The organism is Pseudomonas sp. MF5691, from assembly GCF_016405645.1.
In the GTDB taxonomy this organism is placed as follows: Bacteria; Pseudomonadota; Gammaproteobacteria; order Pseudomonadales; family Pseudomonadaceae; genus Aquipseudomonas; species Aquipseudomonas shahriarae.
Genome location: NZ_JAEKDC010000025.1, coordinates 42,136 through 68,842 on the forward strand (window position 1 = coordinate 42,136; position 26,707 = coordinate 68,842).

Here is a 26,707-nt window from a genome sequence, read left to right on the forward strand (position 1 = left end):
CGCGGGCAAGCCCGCTCCCACACAAACCTGCTCCCACAGGGGTTCTATGTCGTCGGTTACAGCGACTCCAGGCACCCTGCCAAATCAGTACCCAGTTTTTCCAGCAACTGCTCATACCCCTGGCCCGTGGCCGGGGTGTAGCCGCCCAGGGCATCCAATTCCGCCAGTTTCACCGGCAGGCCAGCCACCAGGGTCTCGGCCAGGCGCGGGCGCAAGGGTGGCTCGCTGAACACGCAGGTCTTGCCCACTTCCTGCAAGCGGGTGCGCATCGCCGCCACATGCTGGGCGCCGGGTTGTACCTCGGCGGCCACGCTGAACACGCCGGTGTGCTTGAGGCCGTAGGCATCTTCAAAGTAATCGAAGGCTTCGTGGAAGACGAAGTAAGGCTTGCCGGCGATCCCCGTCAGGCGCGCTTTCAAACGCAGGTCCAAGGCATCCAGGCGCCCGTTGAACGCTTGCAGGTTGCTCTGGTAGCGCTCTGCGTTGGCGGGGTCAGCCGCGCTCAAGTCCGCCGCCATCCTGGCCGCAATCACCCGCGCATTCACCGGCGACAACCACAAGTGGGCATCCAGGCTGCCGGGGCGATGATCGTGATCATGGTCGTCGGCTTCTTCGCCATGGGAGTGATGATCTTCGGCGAAATGCCGCAGCTTCAGGCCCGGCAGTTCCTGCACGGCCACTGTGGGCAAGTTGCGACCCTTGAGGACCCGTGGCAGGAAGCCTTCCATGTCCGGACCGATCCAATACAGCAGATCCACCGATTGCACACGCCGTACGTCGGATGGGCGTAATGCGTAGTTATGCGGCGAGGCTCCCGGAGGCAACAACACCTCTGGAACCGCCACGCCGTCCTGCACAGCGGCGGCAATCAGCTGTAAGGGTTTGATGCTGGTGAGCACCCGAACCTCGGCCTGGGCAGCCCCGGCAATCAATAAACTGGTGACAAATACGACAAAAACGGCAAAAAGTCGGGACACGATAAGCACTCAAGTCAGCAGGAACGGGTAACATAATAACGTCTCTCACAAATATCTGTCGCCGCTCATGCCTAAAACACCGCTTGCCAGCCGTCCCCACGACCACTCTCACTGCGTGCACAACGCACTGTCGGAGGCCGATGCCCTGTGCGCACGCCAAGGCCTGCGCCTGACCGCCCTGCGTCGGCGGGTGCTGGAACTGGTGTGGCAGAGCCACAAGCCACTGGGTGCCTACGACATTCTCGGCGTGCTCAGCGAGCAGGACGGCCGCCGCGCCGCGCCGCCCACGGTGTACCGTGCGCTGGACTTCCTGCTGGAAAATGGCCTGGTGCACCGCATCGCCTCGTTGAACGCGTTTGTCGGCTGCAACCACCCGGAACACGCGCATCAGGGCCAGTTCCTGATCTGCCGCGAATGCCACTCCGCCATCGAACTTGAACAAAAAAGCATCAGCGACGCGATTATCAAGAGTGCCGGCGATGTCGGCTTCCGAGTCGAAGGGCAGACCGTCGAAGTGGTTGGCATCTGCTCGGGCTGCCAGGGGGCTTGATGAGCACTGCGCTGATCCGCCTGGAACAGGTCGGCGTCACGTTCGCCGACCAGAACGTGCTGGACAACATTGACCTGAGCGTCGAGCCGGGGCAGATCGTCACCCTGATCGGCCCTAACGGCGCCGGCAAGACCACCCTCGTACGCGCGGTACTGGGGCTGCTCAAGCCCGATAGCGGCAGTGTCTGGCGCAAGCCCAAGCTGCGCATCGGCTACATGCCGCAAAAACTGCACGTCGATCCGACCTTGCCGCTCTCGGTGCTGCGTTTCCTGCGCCTGGTACCGGGCGTGGACCGCACTCGCGCCCAGGCTGCGCTCAAGGAAGTGGGTGCCGAGCAGGTCATCGACAGCCCGGTCCAAAGCATCTCCGGCGGCGAAATGCAGCGCGTGCTGCTGGCCCGCGCCCTGCTGCGCGAACCCGAATTGCTGGTGCTCGATGAACCGGTGCAGGGCGTCGACGTCGCCGGCCAGGCCGAGCTCTACAGCCTGATCACCCGCCTGCGCGACCGGCATGGCTGCGGCGTGCTGATGGTGTCCCATGACCTGCACCTGGTGATGAGCACCACCGACCAAGTAGTCTGCCTCAATCGCCACGTCTGCTGCTCCGGCCACCCGGAGCAGGTCAGCGGCGACCCGGCGTTCGTCGAGCTGTTCGGCAAAAACGCCCAGAGCCTGGCGATCTACCACCACCGTCACGACCATGCCCACGACCTGCATGGCGCCGTGGTCGCCGATCCGACTGCCCCTCATACCCACGTCCACGGAGATGGCTGCAAGCATGGCTGATTTTCTGCTCTATGCCCTGCTTGCAGGCTTGGCTCTGGCGCTGGTGGCGGGCCCGCTGGGTTCGTTCGTGGTCTGGCGACGCATGGCCTACTTTGGCGACACCTTGTCCCACGCCGCCTTGCTCGGCGTGGCCCTGGGCTTTTTGCTGGACGTCAGCCCGACCATTGCCGTGACCGTCGGCTGCCTGCTGCTGGCGGTGCTGCTGGTGACCCTGCAACAGCGCCAGCCACTGGCATCGGACACGCTGCTGGGGATCCTTGCGCCGAGCACCCTGTCCCTGGGCCTGGTGGTGCTGAGCTTTATGCATGAAGTGCGGATCGACCTGATGGCCTATCTGTTCGGCGACCTGCTGGCCATCAGCCCCACGGACCTCGCCTGGATTCTCGGCGGCAGCGCTGCGGTGCTGATTCTGCTGGTAGCCCTGTGGCGACCGCTGCTGGCAATTACCGTCCACGAACAGCTGGCCACTGTCGAAGGCCTGCCCGTACCAGCGCTGCGCATGACCCTGATGTTGCTGATCGCGGTGGTGATTGCTGTCGCAATGAAGATAGTCGGCGTATTGTTGATCACGTCGCTATTGATCATCCCCGCCGCCGCCGCCCAGCGTCATGCACGCTCGCCGGAACAGATGGCGGTTGGCGCCAGTTTGCTGGGGATGCTTGCCGTGTGTGGTGGCCTGGCACTGTCCTGGTTCAAGGACACCCCGGCCGGGCCGTCGATTGTGGTCACGGCCGCCGCACTGTTTCTGCTGAGTTTTGTCCTGCCCCGTCGAGGGGTGTAGACTTGCTCGCTTTTTGCGCAATTAGAGAGTCGCAGGAATGAAGCCGTTCACCTCCCGTTATCTGCTCCTTGCCGCATTTTCCCTGCTGCTGGGCGCCTGCCAAAGCACCCCGCCCGTCGCCCCCGAGGTGCCGGATGCGCGCGCTGTGGCCATTGCACAGCTGGAACAAAACCTGGCCAGCAGTGAGCTGGCCACCGCCGAGGACCAACTCGCCGCGTTGCAGGCCCAATCGCCCGACGACCCGGCACTCGAGCCGTATCAGCGCCAACTGGCCGAGGCCTATTTGCAGCGCAGCCAGATCGTCCTGCAAAAAGGCGATGTCAACGCCGCCGCTACGGCCTTGAGCCGCGCCCGGGCGTTGATGCCCAAGGCTCCCGCGCTGACCGGTGGGGTCAACAACGCCATCGCCCACGCGCGCAAGGCCGAGCTGGATAAAGCCGAGGCCGCCCTGAAAGCCGCCGAAGCCAAGCCGCCAGCCAAGGTCATCGACCCCACCGCCGAAAGCACCACGGTGGCGCTGAACCTCACGGATATCCAGGAATTGCGCCATCAACTGGATGCCATCGCCACCGATGTGGTGAATTACCAGTGTGATGTGAGCATCCAGGTGCCGCGCACCGAGGATTACCCGTGGCTGAACACGCTGCTGACTAAACGGGTGAAGCGGATTGATTCAGGGTACGACCTGAAGATTCATCGGCAGATCCTCAGGCATATTCCGGCGCAGGTTGTGTTGATTCCGCGTAAAGCCGACTGAAGCCAGTCGCGGGCAGTGCGACGATTCGACTTGCCCGCGATGGCGCCCTATCAAACTACCAATGACTTAAGCCGGAACCGCCTTGGCCCTAGGCTCGCGTTCCCAGACCCGATGCTGGGCAATCGCCGCAATAAACGCCTTCAACGCCTTGGCATCCCCGCCGACAATCAGTCCCGCATCCGCCTCCAGCTTGAGCACCTGCAGCAACTGCTTCGCCTCACCCGCCAAGGCAATCGCCTTCAAATGCTTGTACGCCTCCAGCAGGTAATGCAACGCCACACCGTCGCCGCTCAACGCCTGGGTCGACTTCGCCCCACCCGGCACAAACACCGCATCGAACGCGACTGACGGCAGGCCTTCCATCGAGGCATCCACCGCCAGGCTCTTGCCATCGGCGGTGGTCACCGGCGCCGAGGTCGGCCCAAGCAACTTGGCATGGGCGCCTTCTGCGGCCAGCGCCTTTTTCAGCGCGGCAATCGCGGCACCATCCACACCATTGGCCGCCAGGATCGCCACCTTGCGCGTCTTGATATCCCCCGACAGCAGGTTGGCCTGGCTCAAGGCCGGCGAACGCTCCGGTGCGGTCTTGCGCACCGGCACGGTGCCTTTTTTCGGCGCCGGCAGGCCCAGGTTCTCGGCCACGCGCTTGGCCAGGCCCAGGTCGATATTGGCCAGGATCTCATTGACCTGACGCGCGCGGATAAACTCACGCTCGACCTTGCCCAGCTCAAAGCTGTAGGCCGCGATGATGTGCTCCTGCTCGTGCGTGCTCATGCTGTTGAAGAACAGGCGCGCCTGGGAGAAATGGTCGCTGAACGATTCACTGCGCTCACGGATCTTGTGCGCGTCGATGCGCTCCGGGTACGACTCGAAACCGCCGTCCTGTGCTGCCGGCGGGGTTTCTTTCGGCCAGCCGCCATCAATAGAGTTCGGCTCATAGGACGCGCGGCCTTTATCGACGGTGCTGCGGTGCATGGCATCGCGCTGGTTGTTATGCAGGGGCGTCAGCGGCTGGTTGATCGGCAACTGGTGAAAGTTCGGGCCACCTAGACGGCTGATCTGTGTGTCGGTGTAGGAAAACAACCGACCTTGCAGCAGCGGGTCATTGGAGAAGTCGATACCCGGCACGATATGGCCTGGGCAGAACGCGACCTGTTCAACTTCAGCGAAGAAGTTGTCCGGGTTGCGATTGAGCACCATCTTGCCTAGCGGGGTGATGGGCACCAACTCTTCCGGAATCAACTTGGTCGGGTCGAGGATATCGAAATCGAACGCGTGCTCCTTATCTTCCGGAATCACCTGTACGCCCAATTCCCACTCCGGGTAATCGCCCATCTCGATCGCATCCCACAGATCGCGACGGTGGTAGTCGGTATCTTTACCGGCCAACTTTTGCGCTTCGTCCCACACCAGGGAGCAGGTACCCGCTGTCGGGCGCCAGTGGAATTTGACGAAGTTGGATTGACCCTCGGCATTCACCAGACGGAACGTGTGCACCCCAAAACCCTGCATGCTGCGCAGGCTTTTTGGAATGGCGCGGTCGGACATCGCCCAGATCACCATGTGCGCCGATTCCGGCTGCAGCGAGACAAAATCCCAGAACGTGTCGTGAGCCGAGCCGCCGGTAGGAATTTCGTTGTGCGGCTCAGGCTTTACCGCATGCACGAAGTCAGGAAACTTGATCGCGTCCTGAATGAAAAATACCGGCATGTTGTTGCCCACCAGGTCGAAGTTGCCTTCGTCGGTGAAGAACTTCACGGCAAAGCCGCGCACGTCACGCACCGTATCGCCTGAACCACGCGGGCCCTGCACTGTGGAAAAACGCGTGAACACCGGGGTTTTACGGCCTGGGTCACGCAGGAAACCCGCCTTGGTCAGCGCCGAATGGTTTTCATAGGTCTGGAAGTAGCCATGGGCGCCAGTGCCGCGGGCGTGCACGATGCGCTCCGGGATACGTTCATGGTCAAAGTGCGTGATTTTTTCACGCATGATGAAATCTTCCAGCAGCGAAGGCCCCCGGGCGCCGGCTTTCAGGGTGTTCTGGTTATCGGAGATTTTCACCCCCTGGTTGGTGCGCAGCGCCTGGCCAGTGGCGTCGGAACGGAATTTTTCCAGGCTTTGCAGCTTGGCATTGGTGTTGCCACGGTCCAGGGTATCGGTGCCTGCAAGCTCGCTCTTGGGCGGCGTAGCGGGTTTTTTGGTACTCATCAGACAAAACTCCTCGTTTGCGTAGGCCAGAGCGGTCCCTGGCTCGTGTGAGCAAAACCCCGGGCACGGCACCCGGGAAATCGAGTTGCTTAAGTAGTGACTGACGGGATTTTTTACCGTTCCTTTTTTATGACCTTTGATCGCCTTATTGCCAAATCGCTGGTTGAATACGAAATAAATGCTAAGAAACGCTATACGGACAGGCTAAAATGCGCGCCCGGCTAACCGCTGATCCCTTTTCAATGCGCCCCACAAGGTTCGCTACGTGATCGAGTTTCATAACGTCCATAAAACCTACCGGGTCGCCGGCAAGGATATTCCCGCACTGCACCCCACCAGCCTGCGCGTCGAGAACGGCCAGGTGTTTGGCCTCATTGGCCATTCCGGCGCGGGAAAAAGTACCCTGCTGCGCCTGATCAATCGTCTGGAAGAGCCTTCGGGCGGCCAGATCAAGGTCGATGACGAAGAAGTCACCGCCCTGGATGCCAACGGCCTGCGCCGTTTCCGGCAGCAGGTCGGGATGATCTTCCAGCACTTCAACCTGCTGGCCTCCAAGACCGTCGCCGACAACGTCGCGCTGCCACTGACCCTGGCGGGCGAACTGTCGCGCCGCGAGATTGATGCGCGCGTGGCCGAGCTGCTGGACCGGGTCGGCCTCGCAGACCATGCCAAGAAGTACCCGGCGCAGTTGTCCGGCGGCCAGAAGCAGCGCGTCGGTATCGCCCGCGCCCTGGCCACCAAACCGAAAATCCTGCTGTGCGACGAAGCCACCAGTGCCCTCGACCCGCAGACCACCGCCTCGGTCCTGCAACTGCTGGCCGAGATCAACCGCGAGTTGAAGCTGACCATCGTGTTGATCACCCATGAAATGGACGTGATCCGCCGTGTCTGCGACCAGGTCGCCGTGATGGACGCCGGGGTGATTGTCGAGCAAGGCCCGGTGGCCGACGTGTTCCTGCACCCCAAGCACCCGACCACCAAGCGCTTTGTGCAGGAAGCCGAGCAGGTCGATGAAGGCGAGCAGCGTGATGTGTTCGCCCATGTGCCAGGCCGCATCGTGCGCCTGACGTTCCAGGGCGAAGCGACCTACGCGCCACTGCTGGGTACCGTCGCCCGCGAAACGGGTGTGGACTACAGCATCCTCGCCGGTCGTATCGACCACATCAAAGATACCCCTTACGGGCAACTGACCCTGGCCATCACCGGCGGTGACATGGAAGCGGCGTTCGCGCGCTTTACCGCAGCCGATGTGCATATGGAGGTCCTGCGTTAATGGACGTGCTACTGCATTACTTCGACAACGTCGACTGGGCTGATATCTGGGTTGCCACCAGCGACACCATGCTGATGCTCAGCACCTCGCTGTTTTTCACCGTCCTGGTCGGCCTGCCACTGGGCATCCTGCTGTTTCTTTTCAGCCCACGGCAGTTGCTGGAGCAGAAAACCACTTATGCCGCCCTGGCATTCGTGGTCAACGCCATCCGCTCTCTGCCGTTTATCATTCTGTTGATCGTGATGATCCCCACCACGGTGTTCCTCACCGGCACTTCGCTGGGCGTGGCCGGTGCGATTCCACCGCTGGTGGTAGGCGCTTCGACGTTCTTCGCACGGCTGGTGGAAACCGCCCTGCGCGAGGTCGATCGCGGCATCATCGAGGCGACCCAGGCCATGGGCGCCACCACACGGCAGATCATCACCAAGGCGCTGCTGCCCGAGGCAAAGCCGGGCATCATTGCTGCAATCACCGTGACCGCCATTGCCCTGGTGGGCTACACCGCCATGGCGGGTGTGGTGGGGGCCGGCGGTCTGGGCGACCTGGCGATCCGTTATGGCTACCAGCGCTTCCAGGATGACGTCATGGTCGTGACCGTGGTGATGTTGATTGTGCTGGTGCAGATTCTGCAAACCATCGGCGATAAGCTGGTGACACACTACTCTCGAAAATAAAGGCGATTGCCGGCCCCCGCCGGCAGATGCCCGAACAAGGAGCTTGTTGGATGAAAAAACTACTGGTTGCTTTCGCCGCGGTTGCCGCGTTTTCCGCCCACGCCGCCGAAACCCTGACGGTCGCCGCCACACCGGTGCCGCACGCGGAAATCCTTGAATTCGTGAAGCCGGCCCTGGCCGCGCAAGGCGTGGACCTGAAGGTCAAGGTGTTCACCGACTACGTGCAGCCGAACGTACAAGTGGCCGAGAAGCGCCTGGACGCCAACTTCTTCCAGCACCAGCCGTACCTGGATGAGTTCAACAAGGCCAAGGGCACCCACTTGGTCAGCGTCGCCGGCGTGCACCTGGAGCCACTGGGCGCGTACTCCAGCAAGTACAAGACCCTGGCCGAGCTGCCGAACGGTGCCAATGTAGTGATCCCTAACGACGCCACCAACGGCGGCCGCGCGCTGTTGCTGCTGGCCAACCAGGGCCTGATCACCTTGAAGAACCCGACCGATATCCTGTCGACCATCAAGGACATCACCGGCAACGAAAAAGGTCTGAAATTCCGCGAACTGGAAGCCGCCACCCTGCCGCGCGTGCTGACCCAGGTCGACCTGGCGCTGATCAACACCAACTACGCCCTGGAAGCCAAGCTGGACCCTTCCAAGGATGCCCTGGCGATCGAAGGCAACGACTCGCCTTACGTCAACATCCTGGTGACCCGCGAGGACAACAAGGATTCGGACGCGGTGCAGAAGCTGGTCAAAGCCCTGAAGACCCCGGAAGTGAAGAAATTCATCAACGAGAAGTACAAAGGGGCGATCCTGCCGGCGTTCTGATCGGGCTCCAACACACCGCAGTTCAGAATGTGGGAGCAGCTTTATGTGGGAGCGGGTTTGCTCGCGATGCAGGCGCCGCGGTGTATCAGTTACACCGCGGTGATGCTATCGCGAGCAAGCCCGCTCCCACATTTGTTTTGTATGGTCAGCAAAATAGCCGTTCGGCTCAGTTGCGCTGCAACAACCCCGGCAACTGCGCCACCAGCTTCTGGTTGTTCAACGGCGCACGAATAAACCCGCGCTGGGTGCCGTCCGGGCCGATCAACGCCAAGTTACCGCTATGGTCGACGGTGTAGTTCGGCTTGCTGGTATCCGCCGGAATAAACGGAATGCTCACGGCATTCGAGACCTTCTGCACCTCTTCCACATTCGCCCCGGTCAGGCCTGCAAATTGCGGATCGAAGTAGCTCAGGTATTGCTTGAGCTGAGTCGGCGTGTCGCGATGCGGGTCAACGCTGACCAGGATCACTTGCAGCTTATCCACCACGTCCTTGGGCAGCTCGCTCTTGATCTGCCGCAACTGGGCGAGGGTGGTCGGGCAAATGTCCGGGCAGAAGGTGTAGCCAAAGAACAGCACGCTCCACTTGCCCTTCAACTCATTGACCAGTACCGGCTGGCCGTCCTGGTTGGTCATGGTCACAGGCGGCAGCTGGCGGCTTTGCGGCAGCAGGATAATGCCCGCGTCGATCAATGCCGTGGGGTCGCCCTGGCCCTTGCCAGACAGCACTTTGTTGACGGTCAGGCCCATGATCAACGCCACCAGGGCCACCAGGATAAAGACAGTTTTTTGAGTTCGAGTCATAGGTTCAACAATAAGTAGTGGTCTACGAGCAGGGCGATAAATAGCAAAAACAGGTACCAGATAGAGTACTTGAAGGTATTGATCGCCGCGTGCGGCCGACTGCCACGGTACAGCACCCAGGCCCATTGCAGAAAGCGCGCGCCCAGAACCAGCGCACACCCCAGGTACAACAGCCCGCTCATATGGATCACATAGGGCATCAGGCTCACCGCCAGCAGCGCGAAGGTGTAGAGCAGGATATGCACCTTGGTGTAGTGCTCGCCGTGGGTCACCGGCAGCATCGGGATATCGGCCTTGGCGTACTCCTCCTTGCGATGGATGGCCAGGGCCCAGAAGTGCGGCGGGGTCCAGGCGAAGATAATCAGCACCAGCAACAACGGCTCGGCACTCACATGCCCGGTGACCGCCACCCAACCGAGCAACGGCGGCGCCGCGCCGGCCAGGCCGCCGATCACGATGTTCTGTGGCGTCGCCCGCTTGAGAAAACCGGTGTAGATCACCGCATAGCCCAGCAGTGAGGCCAAGGTCAGCCAGGCCGCCAGTGGGTTGGTAAACGCCAGTAACAAGCCCAGCCCGGCCACCGCCAGCGCCAGGGCAAATGTCAGCGCGGCGGCCGGCGACACCCGGCCTTCCGCCAGCGGCCGCTTATGGGTGCGCGCCATCAGCGCGTCGATGCGCCGGTCCACCACATGGTTGACCGCCGCTGCGCCGCCGGCACACAGGGCAATCCCCAGGTTGCCGAAGATCAGCACCGTCCACGGCACCCCGGCGCGGGTGGCGAGAAACATACCCACCAGCGAGGTGATCAACATCAGCACCACCACCTTGGGCTTGGTCAGCTCCAGGTAGTCGCGCCAGATCGCCTGGCTGTGACGCTCGCCAATCAAGGTCGCCATGGCATCTCTCCTTTAAGGGTAATCAGACCCGACACGTGCTTGCGCGGGCTGAAGCGCCAACCGAACGGCACTTGATGGCGGACCCGCACCAGGCTGGTACGGGCGTGGTAATTGACCAGCACCAGGGTCAGCAGCAACGCTGCACCGCCGGCGTTATGGGCGACCGCCACCGGCAGCGGCAAATGAAAGTACACATTGCTCAGGCCCAGGCCGATCTGCACGGCCAGGGCGACCAGCAGCAGGCCCGCCAGGCGGGTCATGCCCACCGCCTTGAGCTGCCAGGCCAGGCCCAGCAGCGCCACAGTCACCACCAGCGCGCCCAGGCGATGGGTCAGGTGAATCGCCGTACGCGCATCACTGTCCAGTTGCCCGCCCAGGTAGTTGGGGCCGATATGCTGGGTCAGGTGAAAGCCATTGGCAAAATCCGCCGCCGGCCACCACTCGCCATGGCAGGTCGGCAAGTCGATACAGGCCACCGCCGCATAGTTGGAACTGACCCAGCCGCCGAGGGCGATCTGCCCGATCACCAGCACCAGGCCGGCGGTGGCCCAATACTGCAAACGCCGGGGCACGATCAGCGCCGGCAACACCCCGGACAGACGCAGGGTCAACAGAAACAACAGGCTTAACGTCGCGAAGCCACCCAGCAAATGCCCAGTGACCACCTGCGGCCAGAGCTTGAGCGTCACCGTCCACATGCCAAAGGCTGCCTGGGCAAACACCACAACCAGCAGGAACAGCGGCAGCTTCAACGGCTGCCCCGGATGCCGGCGATGGGTCCAGGCGCGGGTGGCCAACAGCGCGATCAACAACCCCAGGGTGCCCGCCGCATAGCGATGGACCATCTCGTTCCAGCCTTTGTCGGCCTCCACCGGCGTGTCCGGGAAGTGCAACTCGGCATGGGCCAACTGGGCCTCGCTTTTCGGCACGCTGATAAAGCCATAGCAACCCGGCCAGTCCGGGCAACCGAGGCCGGCATGGGTCAGGCGCGTGTAGGCGCCCAGCAGCACCACAATCAGCGCCAGCAGGGTGGCAAACAGCGCGAGGCGAAATCCAGGTTTGGCCATGACGATGCCCTTATCCGATATTCGACAGTTTCAGCAGGTGGCGCAGGTCGTTGAGCAGATCCTTGCCCTTGACCCGCGCGTCATAGCGCAGCACCAGGTTGCCGTGGGGGTCAACGATCCACAGTTGCGCATCGCCCGGCGCGGCGGCATTTTGCTTGAAGGTCGGCAGGTCCAGGGGCAAGCGCCGCAATTGCGGGTATTCGGCTTTGAGCTTGGCCTCGTACGCGGCGCTGACCGGCTGCGCACTGGCCAGGGCATGGCTGGCACGGGACGCATCACGCCCCAGGCCGATCTGCAGTTGGCGCGCGAGGTAGACCAACTGCTGGCAATCGGCGGCGCAGGCCGCGGGTGCGGTCACCAGCAATTGCCAGCGCCCCTCGTCGGCCTGTACGCCGATATCGGCGCGGGTCTGGCCGTTGCCGATCATCTCGCCATGATCACTGCGGTTATCCGGCACCCAGAACTGCCACTTGTACATCAGGGTCGCCAGCACCATCGGGCCGATCACCATCAGCAGGATCAGAATCAGTTGCCAGCGCCCCTTGCTGCGATTGGGCGCCGCTGGCGTGTCAGACATGTTGAGTGGATTCATGGCCGCTCCCATGGTGCTTCTCCCTTGCGTTGTGCCAGCCGAGGTAGAGGTAAAGGCCCAGCAACGCCAGCGCCATGGCGAACCACTGCACGGCATACCCCACGTGTTTTTCCGGCCCCATGGCCACCACCGGCCATTGGGTTTCATAGGTCGCCGGGCCCGCTTCGGCCCGTAGTTCAAAGGCAAACCCGCTGCGCTCCAGCTCGGCCCACAGCGCCTGCGGGTGCAGCGCCGTCAGCAGGCGCGGCCATTGCGCGGCTGCCGGGTCGGCGTGTAGCTGGAACGTCTCGCCGGGGGCGACATACACCCAGGCGTTGATATTCAAAGGTTGGTCGGGGGTGGTGAAAGCTGGCGGCGTGCGCCGATCCGGCCACGGCAGCCAGCCGCGATTGAGCAACAGCCACTGGCCGCTGGCCTGGTCATGAAAGGGTTGCAGCAACTCGACGCCGGCCTTGCCGTCGCGCATGCGGTTATCCAGCAGCACGCTGTGCCCGGCATCGAACTCCCCGCGCAACTGCACCCGGCGAAAGGCCGGATCAGCCACCGCCGCCAGTTGCGCAACGCTGAGAGGCTGCGCCGCCCGGCGCTCGGCGTAACTCTGGAGCAGCGCCTGTTTTTCCTGGCCACGGGACAACTGCCAAAAACCCAGGAACACCATCAACGGCAGCAACACCAGCACCACCAGGGTCGGTGCAATCCCGGGGCGAAAGCGTTTCATGGCGTTACCGCGAAGGTCGATGCTGCGCTGGCTATACTGAATCTCATTGCCCGCCCCTCAAAATAAAGAGCCCTGGAGCCTGACCATGCTCAAAGCCGCTATTGCCCTGATGCTGATCGCTACTGTAGTGAGCCTGTTCAGTGGCTTGTTCTTTCTGGTCAAGGACGAAGGCCACTCCAATCGCCTCGTCACCGCCTTGACCGTGCGTGTGGTGCTGGCCGTGATCACCCTGGCGCTGATCACCTGGGGGTTCTTCAGCGGCCAGCTGGTTTCCCACGCCCCCTGGTAAGTCGCTACAGCACGTAGACGAAGAAAAACAACCCGATCCACACCACGTCGACAAAGTGCCAATACCAACTGGCCGCTTCGAAACCGAACTGGTGCTCGGCATTGAAATGCCCCTTGAGGATGCGCATCAGCATCACGAACAAAATGATCGTGCCGATGGTCACGTGGGCGCCGTGAAAGCCGGTGAGCATGAAGAACGTCGCGCCATACACCCCGGACCCCAGCGTCAGGCCCAGCTCTTTATAGGCGTGGATGTATTCCTCAGCCTGGAAGCCGAGGAACGCCACCCCCAACAACACGGTAATCGCCAGCCAGATCTTCAGCGCGCCGCGATGGCCCTTGCGCAGGGCGTGGTGGGCGATGGTGATGGTCACGCTGGAGCTCACCAGCAAGATGGTGTTGACCAACGGCAGGCCCCACGGGCTGATGGTGCCTTCCGGCGCCGGGAACAGCTTGGGATCCGGGTTGTTGAGCAGCGGCCAGGCGAACTCGAAGTTGGGCCACAGCATATGGGCAATGCCCTTGGAGCCCTCACCGGCGAGCCACGGCGCCGACATATGCCGCACATAGAACAGCGCGCCAAAGAACGCGATGAAAAACATCACCTCGGAGAAGATGAACCAGGTCATGCCCCAGCGGAACGAGCGGTCCATCTGCGCGCTGTACAAGCCGGCGCGGCTTTCTTTGATCACCGCGCCAAACCAGCCAAACATCATGTAGGCCAGCAGCAGGCTGCCAACGAAAAAGATCAGCGGGCCGTGGGATTCCGGGCGCGCCGCCTTAAGGTCGTTGAACCACATACCCAGGCCATACACGGTGATCAACAGCCCAAACGTGGCAATTATTGGCCATTTGCTTTGCGCTGGTACGTAGTACGTATCATGAGTCGACATGTATCCGTTCTCCTAATCGAGCCCGCAGGCACGCCTAGCCGCCGGTATGGACAGCCACGGGCGGTTGGCGCGCAGTGATATCGAACAGCGTGTACGCCAGGGTCAAATGCTTCACATCCTTGGGCATGTCGCGGTCGACAATGAAGCGCACCGGCATCTCGATGCGCTCTCCCGGCTGCAGCACTTGCTGGGTGAAGCAAAAACACTCGGTCTTGTGGAAGTACATCGCCGCTTCGGCCGGGGAAATACTCGGGATCGCCTGGGCTGTCATCGGCTTGTCGGTGGGGTTGAAGGCCACGAACACCATCTCGTTGACCGCACCGGGATGGACCACGATTTCGTCGGCCCTGGAGTGGAATTCCCAGACCATATCGATGGCATTGGTCGACAGGAACTGCACCCGTATCTGGCGCGAGGGGTCGACCACCTGCGAGCCCTCGTACTGCCCGGCGGTCTTGCCGTTGATGCCAAACGCTTTGCACATCACGTCGTAGATCGGCACCAGGGCAAAGCCGAAGGCGAACATCGCCAGCACCAGGATAAGCAGGCGCGTGACCAGGCGGTTGAGAGGTACGGAGTCAGCCATGACGCCCACCTGGGCGAGCTGGCTTCGCGATGAGGCCCTCAAGCTCTACAGGGATCTTGAGGCAGCCATCGCGGGCAAGCCCGCTCCCAAAGGGGATCGGGAGTGTTTTCATGACCGGGTTCATTTGACCTCCGGCGGCGTGGTGAAGGTGTGGTAGGGCGCCGGTGAAGGAATGCTCCACTCCAGCCCTTCGGCGCCATCCCACGGCTTGGCCGGTGCCGGCTGGCCGCCACGGATGCACTTGATCACGATAAACAGGAAGAAGATCTGCGTGGCACCGAACATAAAGGCGCCAATCGACGACACCATGTTGAAGTCGGCGAACTGCAGGTTGTAGTCCGGCACCCGCCGCGGCATGCCGGCCAGCCCCACGAAGTGCATGGGGAAGAACGCCATGTTCATCCCCACGAACGACAGCCAGAAGTGCAGCTTGCCCAGGGTTTCGTCGTACATATGGCCGGTCCATTTCGGCAGCCAGTAGTAGGCCGAGGCGAAGATCCCGAAGATTGCGCCGGGCACCAGTACGTAATGGAAATGCGCCACCACAAAGTAGGTGTCGTGGTACTGGAAGTCCGCCGGGGCAATGGCCAGCATCAACCCGGAAAAGCCGCCAATGGTGAACAGGATCACAAAGGCCACGGCAAACAGCATCGGCGTCTCAAAGGTCAGCGAGCCTTGCCACATGGTGCTGACCCAGTTGAACACCTTGACCCCGGTGGGCACCGCGATCAGCAGGGTGGCGTACATGAAGAACAACTCGCCCACCAACGGAATGCCCACCACGAACATATGGTGCGCCCACACGATAAACGACAGGAACGCGATGCTCGCCGTGGCGTAGACCATTGAGGTGTAGCCAAACAGCGGCTTGCGCGAGAAGGTCGGGATGATCGAGCTGACGGCACCGAAGGCCGGCAGGATCATGATGTACACCTCGGGATGGCCGAAGAACCAGAACACATGCTGGAACAGCACCGGGTCACCGCCGCCAGCGGCGCTGAAGAAGCTGGTGCCGAAGTGGATATCCATCAGCATCATGGTCACGCAACCGGCCAGTACCGGCATCACTGCAATCAGCAAGAAGGCGGTGATCAGCCAGGTCCAGACAAACAGCGGCATCTTCATCAGCGTCATGCCGGGTGCGCGTAGGTTGAGGATGGTCGCGACCACGTTGATCGCGCCCATGATCGAGCTGATGCCCATCAGGTGGATGGCAAAGATAAAGAACGTCACGCTTTCCGGGGCGTAAGTGGTAGAGAGCGGGGCGTAGAAGGTCCAGCCAAAGTTCGGCCCACCGCCCGGGCTGAACAACGTCGAGACCAGCAGCAGGAACGCCGCCGGCAGCAGCCAGAAGCTGAAGTTGTTCATGCGCGGCAGGGCCATGTCCGGTGCGCCGATCATCAGCGGGATCATCCAGTTGGCCAGGCCGACAAACGCCGGCATCACCGCGCCAAACACCATGATCAGGCCATGCATGGTGGTCATCTGGTTGAAGAACGCCGGCTCGACGATCTGCAGGCCCGGCTGGAACAGCTCGGCGCGGATCACCATGGCGAACGAACCACCCAGCAGGAACATGGCGAAGCTGAACCACAGGTACATGGTCCCGATATCTTTGTGGTTGGTGGTCAGCACCCAGCGCATCAAGCCCTTGGCGGGACCGTGGGCGTGGTCAGCGGCATGACCGTGGTCATCAATCACAGTGCTCATGACCGTTCTCCTGCAAGCAGATGGGCGGGGCGGTTCAGGGCATACGCAATGAAGAGGTTCATTTGCTTTCCGCCTGTTTGATGGCCAGCACGTCTTTAGGCGTGACCATGTCGCCTTTGTTGTTACCCCAGGCGTTACGCTCGTAAGTCACGACCGCTGCAATATCGACTTCCGACAGTTGCTTGCCGAAGGCCGCCATCGCTGTACCGGGCTTGCCGTGGTAGACGATGCTCAGGTGGTCTGCCGCCGGTCCAGTGGCGATCTTCGAGCCTTTGAGCGCCGGGAACATCGGCGGCAGGCCCTGGCCTTCGGCCTGGTGACAGGCTACGCAGGCGGTGTGGTAGACCTTGTCGCCACGGGCCACCAGCTCTTCGAGTGTCCACTCTTTGGAGGTCAGCTCCTTGAGCTTGGCAGCTTCCTCCTTGCGCTCGCCGAGCCAGGTGGCGTAGTCGGCCTTGGACTTGACCTCGACCACGATGGGCATGAAGCCGTGGTCTTTGCCGCACAGCTCCGCGCACTGGCCACGGTAGATACCGGGCTTCTCGACCCGGGTCCAGGCCTCGTTGACGAAGCCGGGGATGGCATCGCGTTTGACCGCAAACGCCGGCACCCACCAAGAGTGGATCACATCAGCGGCAGTCACCAAAAAGCGCACCTTGGCGCCCACTGGCAGCACCAGCGGCTGGTCGACTTCCAGCAGGTAGTGTTCGCCCTTGGTGGCCTGGTTGTGGATCTGCTCGGCGGGGGTGGCCAGGTTGCTGAAGAACTCGACGTCCTGGCCCAGGTATTTGTAGTGCCACTTCCACTGATAGCCGGTGACCTGGATATCGATATCCGACTCACTGCTGTCGTAGATGTTGATCAGGGTCTTGGTCGCCGGAATGGCCATGGCGACGAGGATCAGCAAGGGCACCACGGTCCAGAGAATTTCCACCGTCGTACTTTCGTGGAACTTGGCCGCCACCTGGCCCGTGGAACGTCGATGCATAATCATCGACCAGAACATGGCGCCAAACACGATGATGCCGATCACCACACAGATCCAGAAAATGGTCATGTGCAGGTCGAATACGGCGTGACTGACTTCCGTGGCCCCTGGTGCCATATTCACCGTCCAGGCGGCCTGCGCCTGGCTGAATACTGACCACAAGAGTAAGCCCATCCAAACATGTGGATGTCGCGTCATTGCGGGTTCCCCTTATCGTTCTTGTTATCCCGCCGGTTTGCACCTGCGGCCAAGGGGGCGGCTTCCAAACTGCTTACATCCGCCAAGCCTTGCCTGCCTAATGCAGTCGGGCGTCATCAGCTAATTGCGTACAACCCCGAGTATAGACAGCGACTGCGACCCCGCAATGTGAGGGGACAAATCAGTGAAAAGAGACGAACGGCGCTGGCCAGCCCGCAGATTGAAGGCCTATCCGACGAACGATGGCGATTCGATATAACAGCGATGCATAACCATGAAATAATTATGACAAATGCATCTTAGGGGCTCGTATAAACGAGCTACCTTATGCAATCCCCTTTCCTACGCCCGTATTACTGGAGCTTTCATGAACACCGCCGCATTGCGCGAGCAGATTTCCCGTGCCCATCAACACGAAGCATCCACCGGCCTGTTGGCTAAACAACTGGACGCACAGTTACCGCACCTGCACTCGGCCATTTCCCTGGCCGAGGGTGATCGTAACGCGGTGATGACACGTTTCGTCAGCGCCTACATCGCCCAGGTCCCGGACCTGCTGGATGCCGCCAACGACGTGGCCCGGGAAGCCGGAATTGAAAGCCAGATCAAGCCGGTGCTGAAAATTGCCGAGCACTTCTTTCTGCAGCCACCCGCGATCCTGGCCGCCCATGAAGGCCTGAACGGCCTGCTGGACGAGGCCTACCTGGCCCATCGGCTGGTGGAAGAAGTCAACGATCTGTATATCAAGCATTTCGGCCAGCCCTTGATTCCGGCGGACACCACCGTTGCCAATGTGATTGCCCACCAGTTGATCGGCGAAGATTTCGCCAATCAACTGGACGAAGCCGTGCACCTGGCGGTGGATGAAATGCTCAATGAAGAGAGCTTCGCCCTGGAGTCCGTCGAGGCCTATCGCGAGCAGCTCAAGAGCCCGGCAACGGAAGCCGCGTGGAAACGCTGGCCGTGCCTGTCGCGCCAGTTGGGTGTGGAGTTGGAGCTGGATCAGCCGGCCTGAGTTTTCCTGCCAGGCATAGAACAAATGTGGGAGCGGGCAAGTCGAATCGTCGCACCGCCGCGCCCACATTTTTTTATCCGGTTTCGTCAGCCCACTGACGGGGCCGAACCAATCCGCGTCGTGGTACGTATCCGCCCTTCCAATCGACGCTTCAACCCCCGCGCCTCGATCACCAACTTCGAACCCTTCGCCGCATTGGCCCGCCCCCATTCCTCCAGCAACTCCAGACACGAATGGTCCACGTAGCTCAGGTTATTGAGCGGCACATGCACGGTGGTCCCCGCCGGCACGATCGCCAGCACCTGGGTCAATGCAGGCACCTTGAGAAAGGTCGCCGCCCCCACCAGTCGCAACTCCATTTCACCGTCCTCGGGCAGGTCGACCAGGCTGACTTTCAAGCGTGATGCCTTCCACGCCAGTTTCACCAGGGTCAGGCCGAAGCCCACCAGCACGCCCGTCAGCAAGTCGGTAAAGATGATCGCCAGGGCCGTGGCCGCGTAGGTGAACATCGGCATCCGGCCATAGCGCCCCAGGCCACGGAAAGCCTTGAGATCCACCAGCTTGATCCCGGTGTACACCAGCACACCCGCCAGGCTCGCCACCGGAATGCTCTGCAGCACGCTCGACAGCAGCAACACAAAGGCCAGCAGCCAGAGACCGTGGAACATCGCCGACAAACGCGTGGTCGCCCCCGCCTGGACGTTGGCCGAGCTGCGCACAATCACGCCGGTCATGGGCAATGCACCCACCAGACCGCACAGCATGTTGCCTACACCCTGGGCGGATAATTCCTTGTCGAAGTCCGAGCGTTGGCCGTTATGCATGCGGTCCACTGCTGCCGCCGAGAGCAGAGTTTCGGCACTGGCAATAAAGGCCACCGCGAAGGCCGCGATCAACAGGTTGGGGTCGGCCAGGTTCAACAGGTCGCTGGGGCGCAGCCAATCAATTGCGTCGGCAAGGTTTTCTGGCACCTCAACGCGCTTGACCTGCAGGGCCAGCGCCAGGCTGGTCGCGGTCGCCAGGCCCACGCCGAGCAATGCCCCCGGCACAAAACGCAGTTTTTGCGGGCGAAACCGGTCCCACAACCACATCACCAGCATGGTCGCCAGGCCCAGCAGACCGGCTTGCCAACCGAGCCCGCCACCCAGGCTGGGAATGGCCTGGGCCACTGCGGCGGGAAAGCCGGCGAGGTTATCCAGCCCGGAGGGTTTGGGCGCCCCATCGAGCATCACGTGGACCTGCGACAGGACAATCAACACTCCGATCCCCGCCAGCATGCCGTAGACCACCGCCGGCGCCGTCACCCGGAACCAGCAGCCCAGGCGCAGGCGCCCGGCCACCAGTTGCAGGAAGCCGGCCAACAACAGGATCGGCCCGAGCATCAGCATGCCGTGCTGGCGCACCAGTTCGAACACCAACACCGCCAAGCCGGCCGCCGGCCCGCTGACTTGCAGGGGCGAGCCGGCCAGCCAGCCCACCACCAGGCCACCAATGATCCCGGTAAGCAGGCCCTTGGCCGGGGGCATGCCCGAGGCAATGGCGATCCCCATGCACAAGGGCAAGGCCACCAGAAACACCACCACCGAAGCCAACAGCTCCCGTGGCAGCACTGTTTTTAATTGAGCTGCACGCATGATGACTCTCCCGAGGCATTCGCCGGGCGTGGCAAGGCCTGGCTGCATCCATGGCAGCCATCGCATTACCCGGCAGGGGATTGTTTTAGAAGCGGGCTTTGGGCGTCGCCGAAGGGATCGGTCCGGAACCGCTCAACGGCCGGAATGTGGCCTGATCCGCGTCGTAGGCTTTGATTTCACTGGTCTCGATGTTGTAGATCCAGCCATGGATAAACAAATGACCGTTGGCCATGCGCGAAGCCACGGAGGGGTGGGTGCGCAAGTGTTGCAACTGGGCGATGACGTTTTCTTCGGTCAGCACCTGCATGCTTTCGCCTTCGTTGGCGCAATCACAGTTGTCCTGGACCATGGTCTTGGCGACCTCGGCGTGGCGCAGCCAGGCTTTGACCGTGGGCATTTTTTCCAGGCTCTGGGGGTTGAGCACTGCCCGCATGGCGCCACAATCGGAGTGGCCGCAGACAATAATGTGCTGCACGCCAAGCGCCAGCACCGCGTACTCGATGGCCGTGGACACACCGCCGTTCATCTGCCCATAGGGCGGCACGACGTTACCTACGTTACGGGTCACGAACAGATCGCCCGGGGAGCTCTGGGTGATCAGTTCCGGAACAATGCGCGAGTCGGCACAGGTGATAAACATCGCCCGTGGGCTCTGGGCCGTGGCGAGCTTCTTGAAGAGCTCTTCCTGCTGGGGGAAGACCTCATTATGGAAATGCAAAAAACCATCAACAATGTGCTGCAGCGCTGCATCGGCGGACTCCGCCTCGTGAGGGGCTGAAGCCGACGCAGCCAACGGCTGTTTATCCTTGTCACTCATGATTCATCCTCGTGGTTGGGGCAGGAGAGTCTTGTAGTTCAGGTCGACGCGCGATCACCGGGAAACAACACATGGAAACCACCCAGCCAGTGCCGCCGACCCACCAGTCACTTGATGAACAAGGTACCTGCCGAAACTTAACTCAAACTGAATCAACCGCTCTATCTCGCGGGTTTCAGTGATGTCAAAACGCGACCACCCTGGCCGGGCAACACGCGCTTTTGTGTCAGTCTACAACAAAGCCAACTGCCTGCCGGGCGGACAGAATGCACTGCAATCAAGATTGAACCCTTCCCGACGATTGAGCCCCAAGCGCTTGATCGCCTTGGCAAATCGTTGCGCCAGCAAATCGGCAAACGGCCCCTCACCGCGCATGCGCACGCCGAAGCGGCTGTCATAGACTTCCCCGCCACGTACCTGGCGGACCAGGCTCATCACATGGGCCGCTCGCTGCGGATAATGGGCCGCCAGCCATTCCTCGAACAGCGGCGCTACTTCAAGGGGCAGGCGCAGCATCATATAGGCCGCGCTCTGCGCCCCGGCGGCATGGGCTTCGGCCAGCAGGCTTTCCAGTTCACTGTCGTTGATCATCGGAATCATTGGCGAACACAGCACACCCACCGGGATACCCGCCTCGCGCATTACCCGAATCGCCCGCAGCCGCGCCTTGGGCGCCGCCGCACGGGGCTCGAGGATGCGCTTGAGTTCATCGTCCAGGCTGGTGAGGCTGATCATCACCGCCACCAGCCGCTGGCGGGCCAGCTCCGTGAGCAGGTCAAGGTCACGCAGGATCAACGACCCCTTGGTCACGATAGTCACCGGGTGGCGATAGCGCAGCAGCACCTCCAGGGTTTGCCGGGTGATCTGGTATTCACGTTCGATGGGTTGATACGGGTCCGTATTGGAGCCCAAATTGATCGGCGCGCACACGTAGCCGGGCTTGGACAATTGTTGCTCCAGCACCTGGGCGGCGTTGCTCTTGGCGATCAGCTTGGTTTCAAAGTCCAGGCCCGGGGACATGTCCCAGTAGGCATGGCTGGGCCGCGCATAACAATAGATACAACCGTGCTCACACCCCCTGTAAGGGTTGATGGAGCGGTCGAACGGTAGGTCCGGCGAGGTGTTGCGGGTGATGATGGTCTTCGCCGTCTCGATGCGCACTTCGGTGCCCTGGGTCGGCGGTACTTCCTGATACCAACCGTCGTCCTCGGCCACACTGACCGTGGGCGCAAAGCGATTGTGCAGGTTGGTGGCGGTGCCTCGCCCGCGCGGCGGCAGAGGAGTGGACATACAAGCGCCTCGATACTGTTTTTATATACAGTATCGAGGCGCAGCGTCTCTGACCAGTGCCGTTGGGCGGCAAAGGCTGAATCAGTGACTCGTCACTTGCCCCAGATCGTCGCCCGAGGTGGTGTGTTTATCGCTTCTGCGCAGGTCGGCCACGTCGCCAGCCTTCACCGGCGCCCCCTGGTTACCCCAGCTGCCACGGATAAAACTCACCACATCCGCCACTTCCTGATCCGACAGGCGCCAGGCAAAGGCCGGCATGGTGAAGGCGGAAGGCGCGGCGTGAGTGGCCGGCAGGGTTCCGCCATTCAACACAATGTTGATCAACGATTTGGCATCCGCCGTCTGCAATACCGGATTGCCCGCCAGCGCCGGGAACACCCGGGTATAGCCATGACCATCGGTACGATGGCAGGCCGCGCAGTTGTCGATGTACACCGCCGCGCCCGGCCGGCTGTCATCGCCCTTCCACAGCGCCTCGGCCACCTGCTTGTCGTATTGGTGCGGCTGATCCTTGGGGTCGACTGCCGGCAGGCTCTTGAGGTAACGGGCGATAGCGGTCAGGTCGTCTTCAGACATGTACTGCATGCTGTGGACTACAACGTCGCTCATGCCGCCAAACACCGCGCTGCGATCACTGCGGCCGGTCTTGAGAAACTGCACCAGCTGCTCTTCGCTCCAACTGCCCAGGCCATCCTTGTGGTCACCGCGCAGGCTTTTGGCGATCCAGCCTTCCAGCGGCGCACTGCCCGACAGGAACGCAGAACCTTCAGACGCGCTCAGGGCCTTTTCCTGCATGGTCAGAGCGCGCGGGGTGTGGCAGGCGCCACAGTGGCCGAGACCTTCCACCAGGTAGGCGCCACGGCTGATTACCGGGTCGGTATCGGCCGGGGCCTGGTAGTCGGCCACCTCGGGTGCGAACATCCAGCGCCATGCGGCCAGGGGCCAGCGCATGCTCAAGGGCCAGGGAATGTCGCTGTCCTGGTTCGGCTGGGCGACCGGCTCCACCCCTTTCATGAAGTACGCATACAGCGCCTGCATATCGGTTTCGCTGACGCGAGCGTAAGACGGGTAGGGCATCGCCGGGTAAAGGGTACTACCGCTTTTGGCGACGCCATGGCGCACGGCCTTGTCGAAGTCTTCAAAGCTGTAGTCCCCCAGGCCGGTTTTGTCCGGGGTGATGTTGGTGGAGTAGATCACGCCGATCGGGGTTTCCATCGGCAGGCCACCGGCAAACGGCTTGCCGCCCTTGGCGGTGTGGCAGGCCACGCAGTCACCGGCGCGGGCCAGGTATTCGCCTTGTTTGATCAGATCAGTTTCAGCCGCGCTCACCGAGCAACTGCTGAACAGGGCCAGGGTCGCGATAACAAATGCTTTCATGGTCGTCGCTCCTTATGCCTGAACCAGCGGGCCGGGGTTTTTCAGGTACTGCTCGCGAATCGCCCGGGCCGACCAATAGGTCAGCGCCGCCACCAGGCCCGTAGGGTTGTAGCCCAGGCCTTGTGGGAAAGCAGATGCACCTGGGACAAACACGTTGTGCACATCCCAGCACTGCAGGTAGCGGTTCAACGCACTGGTCTTCGGGTCGGTCCCCATGATCGCGCCACCGTTGAGGTGGGTGGTCTGGTAGGACGCGGTGTTGAAGTGATCGCCGACCTTCTTGCCGAGCACGGCAATCGCCTTGGGGTTCATCGCTTCGGCGATCTTGCCCATTTTTTCGACCATGAAGCGGTTCATCTTGATGTCGTTTTCCTGCCAGTCGAAGGTCATGCGCAGCAGCGGCAGGCCGTAGGCATCACGGTAAACCGGGTCCAGATCGAGGTAGTTGCCCCGGTAGGATTGATGGGCTCCGTGGGCGTCCATCGACACCTGGTGGGTGTAGTAATCGGCGGTGGCGCGCTTCCACGCACTGCCCCAGGCCGGCGTGCCCGGCGGGTTGGAGGTGCCGGCAATCGGCCGGCTGCCCGCCTGGTTGACCCACATCGGCGAGCCGCCGACGAAGCCATGGGGACCATGGTCGAAGTTATCGGCGTTGAAATCGTCCACCGCCACGCCATTGCCGCCAGCGCCGATGAAGTTGTTGGTATGCACGTCTTTGTCGAAGTAGGCCTTGATGGTGGCCATGTTCTGGTAGGCGAAGTTCTTGCCCACCACCCCTTCGCCCGTGATCGGGTCGTAGGGCTTGCCGATGCCCGAGAGCAGCATCAGGCGCACGTTGTGGAACTGGAAGGCGCCAAGAATCACCAGGTCCGCCGGTTGCTCGATCTCCCGGCCCTGGGCGTCGATATAGGTCACGCCAGTGGCTTTGCGCTTGGTGCTGTCGAGATTGACCTTGAGCACGTGGGAATTTGGCCGCAGCTCAAAGTTCGGCACCTGGCGCAGAGCCGGCAGGATGTTCACGTTGGGCGATGCCTTGGAGTACATGTAGCAGACATACCCGCTGCAAAAACCACAGAAGTTGCACGGCCCCATCTGCGCACCATAGGGGTTGGTGTAGGGCCCCGAGGTATTGGCCGAAGGCAGGTTGTAGGGCTTATAGCCCACGGCGTTGGCCGCGTGCTGGAACAACTGCGCCGAGTAGGTGTTTTTCTGCGACTCCAGTGGGAAATGGCTGGAGCGATCCGGCGCATAAGGGTTGCCGCCCTTGCCTTCACCCACCAGTTGGCCTTTGACGGTCCAGGCCTGGCCGGAGGTGCCGAAGACTTTTTCGGCGTAGTCAAAGAACGGCTCCAGCTCTTCGTAGCTGACGCCGAAGTCCTGGATGGTCATGTCCTTGGGAATGAAATTTTTGCCGTAGCGCTCTTCGTAGTGGCTGCGCATGCGCAATTCGATGGGGTCCACCCGGAAATGCACACCCGACCAGTGCAGGCCCGCGCCGCCTACGCCGTTACCCGGCAGGAAGGCGCCCAACTGACGGTTGGGCAGGGCAATGTCATTCACGCTATGGCGAATGGTCACGGTTTCCTTGGAGATGTCCTGGAACAGCTTTTTGCGCACGCTGTAGGTCAGTTCGTCGATCACCTGTGGGTAATTACCGTCCGGGTAGGTGTCCTGCATCGGGCCGCGCTCCAGCGCTACCACGTGCAAGCCGGCTTCGGTCAGTTCCTTGGCCATGATCGCGCCTGTCCAGCCGAAGCCGACGATAACCGCATCCACTTTCTTCATGATGGTCGCCACGTTTATGCCCTCTCGCCGCGGATGGAAACAGCCGGGAAGGGGTATTGCTCGTTGCGTTCAACCCAATCCATGAAATCGGCGCGGGCGCCGGGGAAGCCGATCATGGTCCAGCCGACCATGCCTTTGTTGCCGCCGTGGATCGGGTCGCAGAAGAACCCTTCCTTGGTGTTTTGCAGCAACAAATTGAAGAAAATCTTCGGCGGGACCGCCGCGAAATGCTCGCCGGTTTCGGCACCGCCCGCCTCCAGGCGACGCAGCAAATCATCCTGGGTAGCGCTGTCTTGCCCAGCAAATGTTTTACCGTTGAACGCTTTCGACCAGGAATCCGTGGCGGCAATACCCAGGCGATAGATCTCCCTGGGCACCAGTTTGCTCTGCCAGCCCATCTCGGGCGGGGCGTCGGCATTGAACGGGCCTTGCATAAACCACAGGGCGCCACTGGCGTAGGGGGTGTTCATCTGCCGGTCGATATATTCCGGCGCGCCGGCTTCCAAAGCGCCTGGGCCTTGGGCATCAGCAGGGATCAAACGCGCGACGGCGGCGTTGATAAAGGCCCACTCCTCAGCGGTGAAGTAGCTCGGCTCGTAGGCCTTTTCGCTGGCGGGCGCGCTGGCCGGGCTGGCCTGGGCAGGTTCGGGCGTGGCCATCAGCATCGAGCCGCCAAGGCCAGTGCTGGCAACCGTGACCACCGGGATCAAGGTCAAGGATTTGCGCAAAAAGTCACGCCGGGGGTTGTCTCGATCTTGATCAGACATGGTGGCACCTCATCATGTGGTCACGGGTTTGAGCAGTCGCTTCATGGAGCGGCTTGTCGTTTTGGATGTAATCAATGGTTACAAATGATAGCAGGCTAAGGAATGAGAGAACCGTTTCAGCCAGGAAAATCGAGAAATGCGCGCAAAAAAATGTGGGAACAGGCTCATGTAGGAGCTGGCTTGCCTGCGATGCAGACGCCTCGGTGTATCAGTGACACCGAGGTGATGCTATCGCAGGCAAGCCAGCTTGTATGGTTAGACTTGTAGGGGTGGTGGGACTAAAAGCCAGCATCTGACTCTAGCCAGTACAGACCGTGGGAGACTTCGCCCCACCCCTTCACCAAAGCGCCGATAAGGAATGCATCGGCCATGACCGACGATAGAAGCAAGCCAGCGCAACGGTGAAGCCCCGACAAGCCCGTAAACCCTAACCCGGAGCTTTTCTCATGGCAATG

Annotated in this window: 26 protein-coding genes; 9 read left to right on the forward strand and 17 right to left on the reverse strand. The window is 61.6% G+C overall.

The window, feature by feature from the left end; all coding sequences use genetic code 11:
- Nucleotides 1-56: 56 nt before the first annotated feature.
- Nucleotides 57-986, reverse strand: a complete 930-nt coding sequence (locus JFT44_RS24545) for a zinc ABC transporter substrate-binding protein ZnuA (RefSeq protein ID WP_057957904.1) — start codon at nt 984-986, stop codon at nt 57-59.
- Nucleotides 987-1,044: 58 nt separating this feature from the next.
- Here JFT44_RS24545 and zur point away from each other — a divergent pair, with 58 nt between their 5' ends.
- Genes zur through JFT44_RS24565 form a run of 4 tightly spaced genes read left to right on the forward strand, consistent with a single transcriptional unit; the run spans nt 1,045 to nt 3,850 of the window.
- Complete coding sequence (gene zur / locus JFT44_RS24550; protein WP_374068284.1) at nt 1,045-1,527, forward strand: zinc uptake transcriptional repressor Zur; 483 nt, start codon at nt 1,045-1,047, stop codon at nt 1,525-1,527.
- Entirely contained in the window at nt 1,527-2,312 is a 786-nt protein-coding gene (gene znuC / locus JFT44_RS24555) for a zinc ABC transporter ATP-binding protein ZnuC (RefSeq protein WP_057444838.1), read from the forward strand. Before zur ends, znuC begins: the two co-directional genes overlap by 1 nt.
- A complete protein-coding gene (znuB, locus tag JFT44_RS24560) occupies nt 2,305-3,093 on the forward strand; it encodes a zinc ABC transporter permease subunit ZnuB (protein ID WP_029290341.1) in 789 nt (262 codons plus the stop codon). Before znuC ends, znuB begins: the two co-directional genes overlap by 8 nt.
- A 37-nt stretch (nt 3,094-3,130) precedes the next feature.
- Entirely contained in the window at nt 3,131-3,850 is a 720-nt protein-coding gene (locus tag JFT44_RS24565) for a PA5502 family lipoprotein (protein ID WP_057439252.1), read from the forward strand.
- 66 nt (nt 3,851-3,916) lie between these two features.
- Here JFT44_RS24565 and katE read toward each other — a convergent pair whose 3' ends face one another.
- A complete protein-coding gene (gene katE, locus JFT44_RS24570) occupies nt 3,917-6,088 on the reverse strand; it encodes a catalase HPII (protein WP_269835615.1) in 2,172 nt (723 codons plus the stop codon).
- Between the two features lie 235 nt (nt 6,089-6,323).
- Here katE and JFT44_RS24575 point away from each other — a divergent pair, with 235 nt between their 5' ends.
- The 3 genes from JFT44_RS24575 to JFT44_RS24585 are packed head-to-tail and all read left to right on the forward strand — an operon-like array spanning nt 6,324 to nt 8,829.
- On the forward strand, nt 6,324-7,331 hold the full coding sequence (locus JFT44_RS24575) for a methionine ABC transporter ATP-binding protein (protein WP_057439253.1): 1,008 nt from the start codon (nt 6,324-6,326) through the stop codon (nt 7,329-7,331).
- Nucleotides 7,331-8,005 (forward strand): methionine ABC transporter permease, encoded by a 675-nt coding sequence (locus JFT44_RS24580; RefSeq protein WP_029290333.1) that lies wholly within the window; start codon nt 7,331-7,333, stop codon nt 8,003-8,005. The genes JFT44_RS24575 and JFT44_RS24580 overlap by 1 nt, the downstream gene beginning before the upstream one ends.
- 50 nt (nt 8,006-8,055) lie before the next feature.
- Nucleotides 8,056-8,829, forward strand: coding sequence for a MetQ/NlpA family ABC transporter substrate-binding protein (locus JFT44_RS24585; protein WP_057444837.1), 774 nt, complete (start codon nt 8,056-8,058; stop codon nt 8,827-8,829).
- Between the two features lie 166 nt (nt 8,830-8,995).
- Here JFT44_RS24585 and JFT44_RS24590 read toward each other — a convergent pair whose 3' ends face one another.
- Genes JFT44_RS24590 through JFT44_RS24610 form a run of 5 tightly spaced genes read right to left on the reverse strand, consistent with a single transcriptional unit; the run spans nt 8,996 to nt 12,904 of the window.
- Nucleotides 8,996-9,631 (reverse strand): SCO family protein, encoded by a 636-nt coding sequence (locus tag JFT44_RS24590; protein WP_057439255.1) that lies wholly within the window; start codon nt 9,629-9,631, stop codon nt 8,996-8,998.
- Nucleotides 9,628-10,527, reverse strand: coding sequence for a heme o synthase (cyoE, locus tag JFT44_RS24595; RefSeq protein ID WP_057444836.1), 900 nt, complete (start codon nt 10,525-10,527; stop codon nt 9,628-9,630). Before cyoE ends, JFT44_RS24590 begins: the two co-directional genes overlap by 4 nt.
- Nucleotides 10,515-11,594, reverse strand: a complete 1,080-nt coding sequence (locus tag JFT44_RS24600; protein ID WP_128593083.1) for a heme A synthase — start codon at nt 11,592-11,594, stop codon at nt 10,515-10,517. Before JFT44_RS24600 ends, cyoE begins: the two co-directional genes overlap by 13 nt.
- 10 nt (nt 11,595-11,604) lie before the next feature.
- Nucleotides 11,605-12,198 carry a hypothetical protein gene (locus JFT44_RS24605; protein WP_115129339.1) on the reverse strand — a complete coding sequence of 198 codons (594 nt, stop codon included), beginning with the start codon at nt 12,196-12,198 and terminating at the stop codon, nt 11,605-11,607.
- The gene (locus JFT44_RS24610; protein ID WP_057439256.1) at nt 12,164-12,904 is read right to left on the reverse strand and encodes an SURF1 family protein; all 741 of its coding nucleotides are present in this window, start codon (nt 12,902-12,904) and stop codon (nt 12,164-12,166) included. The genes JFT44_RS24605 and JFT44_RS24610 overlap by 35 nt, the downstream gene beginning before the upstream one ends.
- Nucleotides 12,905-12,989: 85 nt before the next feature.
- Between JFT44_RS24610 and JFT44_RS24615 the strand changes: the two genes are divergently transcribed.
- Nucleotides 12,990-13,193 carry a twin transmembrane helix small protein gene (locus tag JFT44_RS24615; protein ID WP_017528731.1) on the forward strand — a complete coding sequence of 68 codons (204 nt, stop codon included), beginning with the start codon at nt 12,990-12,992 and terminating at the stop codon, nt 13,191-13,193.
- A gap of 4 nt (nt 13,194-13,197) precedes the next feature.
- Here JFT44_RS24615 and JFT44_RS24620 read toward each other — a convergent pair whose 3' ends face one another.
- From JFT44_RS24620 to coxB, 4 genes are all read right to left on the reverse strand, one after another.
- On the reverse strand, nt 13,198-14,085 hold the full coding sequence (locus JFT44_RS24620; protein ID WP_198791847.1) for a cytochrome c oxidase subunit 3: 888 nt from the start codon (nt 14,083-14,085) through the stop codon (nt 13,198-13,200).
- 34 nt (nt 14,086-14,119) lie between these two features.
- Entirely contained in the window at nt 14,120-14,671 is a 552-nt protein-coding gene (locus JFT44_RS24625; RefSeq protein ID WP_057439257.1) for a cytochrome c oxidase assembly protein, read from the reverse strand.
- A gap of 120 nt (nt 14,672-14,791) precedes the next feature.
- Nucleotides 14,792-16,381 (reverse strand): cytochrome c oxidase subunit I, encoded by a 1,590-nt coding sequence (gene ctaD, locus JFT44_RS24630; RefSeq protein ID WP_057439258.1) that lies wholly within the window; start codon nt 16,379-16,381, stop codon nt 14,792-14,794.
- A 58-nt stretch (nt 16,382-16,439) separates the two neighbouring features.
- Nucleotides 16,440-17,567 (reverse strand): cytochrome c oxidase subunit II, encoded by a 1,128-nt coding sequence (coxB, locus tag JFT44_RS24635; RefSeq protein ID WP_115127091.1) that lies wholly within the window; start codon nt 17,565-17,567, stop codon nt 16,440-16,442.
- A 367-nt stretch (nt 17,568-17,934) separates the two neighbouring features.
- Here coxB and JFT44_RS24640 point away from each other — a divergent pair, with 367 nt between their 5' ends.
- A complete protein-coding gene (locus JFT44_RS24640) occupies nt 17,935-18,582 on the forward strand; it encodes a hypothetical protein (RefSeq protein WP_057957897.1) in 648 nt (215 codons plus the stop codon).
- A gap of 86 nt (nt 18,583-18,668) precedes the next feature.
- Here the strand turns inward: JFT44_RS24640 and JFT44_RS24645 are convergent, their stop codons facing one another.
- The 6 genes from JFT44_RS24645 to JFT44_RS24670 form a co-directional block, all read right to left on the reverse strand.
- Nucleotides 18,669-20,216, reverse strand: coding sequence for a SulP family inorganic anion transporter (locus tag JFT44_RS24645; protein WP_057957896.1), 1,548 nt, complete (start codon nt 20,214-20,216; stop codon nt 18,669-18,671).
- A gap of 85 nt (nt 20,217-20,301) precedes the next feature.
- Entirely contained in the window at nt 20,302-21,033 is a 732-nt protein-coding gene (locus JFT44_RS24650; RefSeq protein ID WP_057957895.1) for a carbonic anhydrase, read from the reverse strand.
- Nucleotides 21,034-21,264: 231 nt separating this feature from the next.
- On the reverse strand, nt 21,265-22,323 hold the full coding sequence (locus JFT44_RS24655) for a PA0069 family radical SAM protein (protein ID WP_057957894.1): 1,059 nt from the start codon (nt 22,321-22,323) through the stop codon (nt 21,265-21,267).
- A gap of 81 nt (nt 22,324-22,404) precedes the next feature.
- Nucleotides 22,405-23,700 (reverse strand): cytochrome c, encoded by a 1,296-nt coding sequence (locus JFT44_RS24660; protein ID WP_198831324.1) that lies wholly within the window; start codon nt 23,698-23,700, stop codon nt 22,405-22,407.
- A gap of 12 nt (nt 23,701-23,712) precedes the next feature.
- Entirely contained in the window at nt 23,713-25,497 is a 1,785-nt protein-coding gene (locus JFT44_RS24665; protein WP_057957892.1) for a GMC family oxidoreductase, read from the reverse strand.
- A 2-nt stretch (nt 25,498-25,499) separates the two neighbouring features.
- A complete protein-coding gene (locus JFT44_RS24670) occupies nt 25,500-26,252 on the reverse strand; it encodes a gluconate 2-dehydrogenase subunit 3 family protein (RefSeq protein ID WP_169960462.1) in 753 nt (250 codons plus the stop codon).
- Nucleotides 26,253-26,707 lie beyond the last annotated feature (455 nt).

Bases quoted from the DNA above. Each gene is read 5' to 3' on its own strand.
- znuB (WP_029290341.1), top strand. From the start codon at position 2,305: ATGGCTGATTTTCTGCTCTATGCCCTGCTTGCAGGCTTGGCTCTGGCG.
- JFT44_RS24605 (WP_115129339.1), bottom strand. From the start codon at position 12,198: ATGGGAGCGGCCATGAATCCACTCAACATGTCTGACACGCCAGCGGCG.
- JFT44_RS24580 (WP_029290333.1), top strand. From the start codon at position 7,331: ATGGACGTGCTACTGCATTACTTCGACAACGTCGACTGGGCTGATATC.
- JFT44_RS24615 (WP_017528731.1), top strand. From the start codon at position 12,990: ATGCTCAAAGCCGCTATTGCCCTGATGCTGATCGCTACTGTAGTGAGC.
- JFT44_RS24650 (WP_057957895.1), bottom strand. From the start codon at position 21,033: ATGAGTGACAAGGATAAACAGCCGTTGGCTGCGTCGGCTTCAGCCCCT.
- ctaD (WP_057439258.1), bottom strand. From the start codon at position 16,381: ATGAGCACTGTGATTGATGACCACGGTCATGCCGCTGACCACGCCCAC.
- JFT44_RS24660 (WP_198831324.1), bottom strand. From the start codon at position 23,700: ATGAAAGCATTTGTTATCGCGACCCTGGCCCTGTTCAGCAGTTGCTCG.
- cyoE (WP_057444836.1), bottom strand. From the start codon at position 10,527: ATGGCGACCTTGATTGGCGAGCGTCACAGCCAGGCGATCTGGCGCGAC.
- JFT44_RS24655 (WP_057957894.1), bottom strand. From the start codon at position 22,323: ATGTCCACTCCTCTGCCGCCGCGCGGGCGAGGCACCGCCACCAACCTG.
- JFT44_RS24620 (WP_198791847.1), bottom strand. From the start codon at position 14,085: ATGTCGACTCATGATACGTACTACGTACCAGCGCAAAGCAAATGGCCA.
- JFT44_RS24565 (WP_057439252.1), top strand. From the start codon at position 3,131: ATGAAGCCGTTCACCTCCCGTTATCTGCTCCTTGCCGCATTTTCCCTG.
- JFT44_RS24610 (WP_057439256.1), bottom strand. From the start codon at position 12,904: ATGAAACGCTTTCGCCCCGGGATTGCACCGACCCTGGTGGTGCTGGTG.
- JFT44_RS24585 (WP_057444837.1), top strand. From the start codon at position 8,056: ATGAAAAAACTACTGGTTGCTTTCGCCGCGGTTGCCGCGTTTTCCGCC.
- JFT44_RS24590 (WP_057439255.1), bottom strand. From the start codon at position 9,631: ATGACTCGAACTCAAAAAACTGTCTTTATCCTGGTGGCCCTGGTGGCG.
- JFT44_RS24640 (WP_057957897.1), top strand. From the start codon at position 17,935: ATGAACACCGCCGCATTGCGCGAGCAGATTTCCCGTGCCCATCAACAC.
- JFT44_RS24625 (WP_057439257.1), bottom strand. From the start codon at position 14,671: ATGGCTGACTCCGTACCTCTCAACCGCCTGGTCACGCGCCTGCTTATC.
- JFT44_RS24600 (WP_128593083.1), bottom strand. From the start codon at position 11,594: ATGGCCAAACCTGGATTTCGCCTCGCGCTGTTTGCCACCCTGCTGGCG.
- JFT44_RS24670 (WP_169960462.1), bottom strand. From the start codon at position 26,252: ATGTCTGATCAAGATCGAGACAACCCCCGGCGTGACTTTTTGCGCAAA.
- znuC (WP_057444838.1), top strand. From the start codon at position 1,527: ATGAGCACTGCGCTGATCCGCCTGGAACAGGTCGGCGTCACGTTCGCC.
- JFT44_RS24645 (WP_057957896.1), bottom strand. From the start codon at position 20,216: ATGCGTGCAGCTCAATTAAAAACAGTGCTGCCACGGGAGCTGTTGGCT.
- zur (WP_374068284.1), top strand. From the start codon at position 1,045: ATGCCTAAAACACCGCTTGCCAGCCGTCCCCACGACCACTCTCACTGC.
- coxB (WP_115127091.1), bottom strand. From the start codon at position 17,567: ATGACGCGACATCCACATGTTTGGATGGGCTTACTCTTGTGGTCAGTA.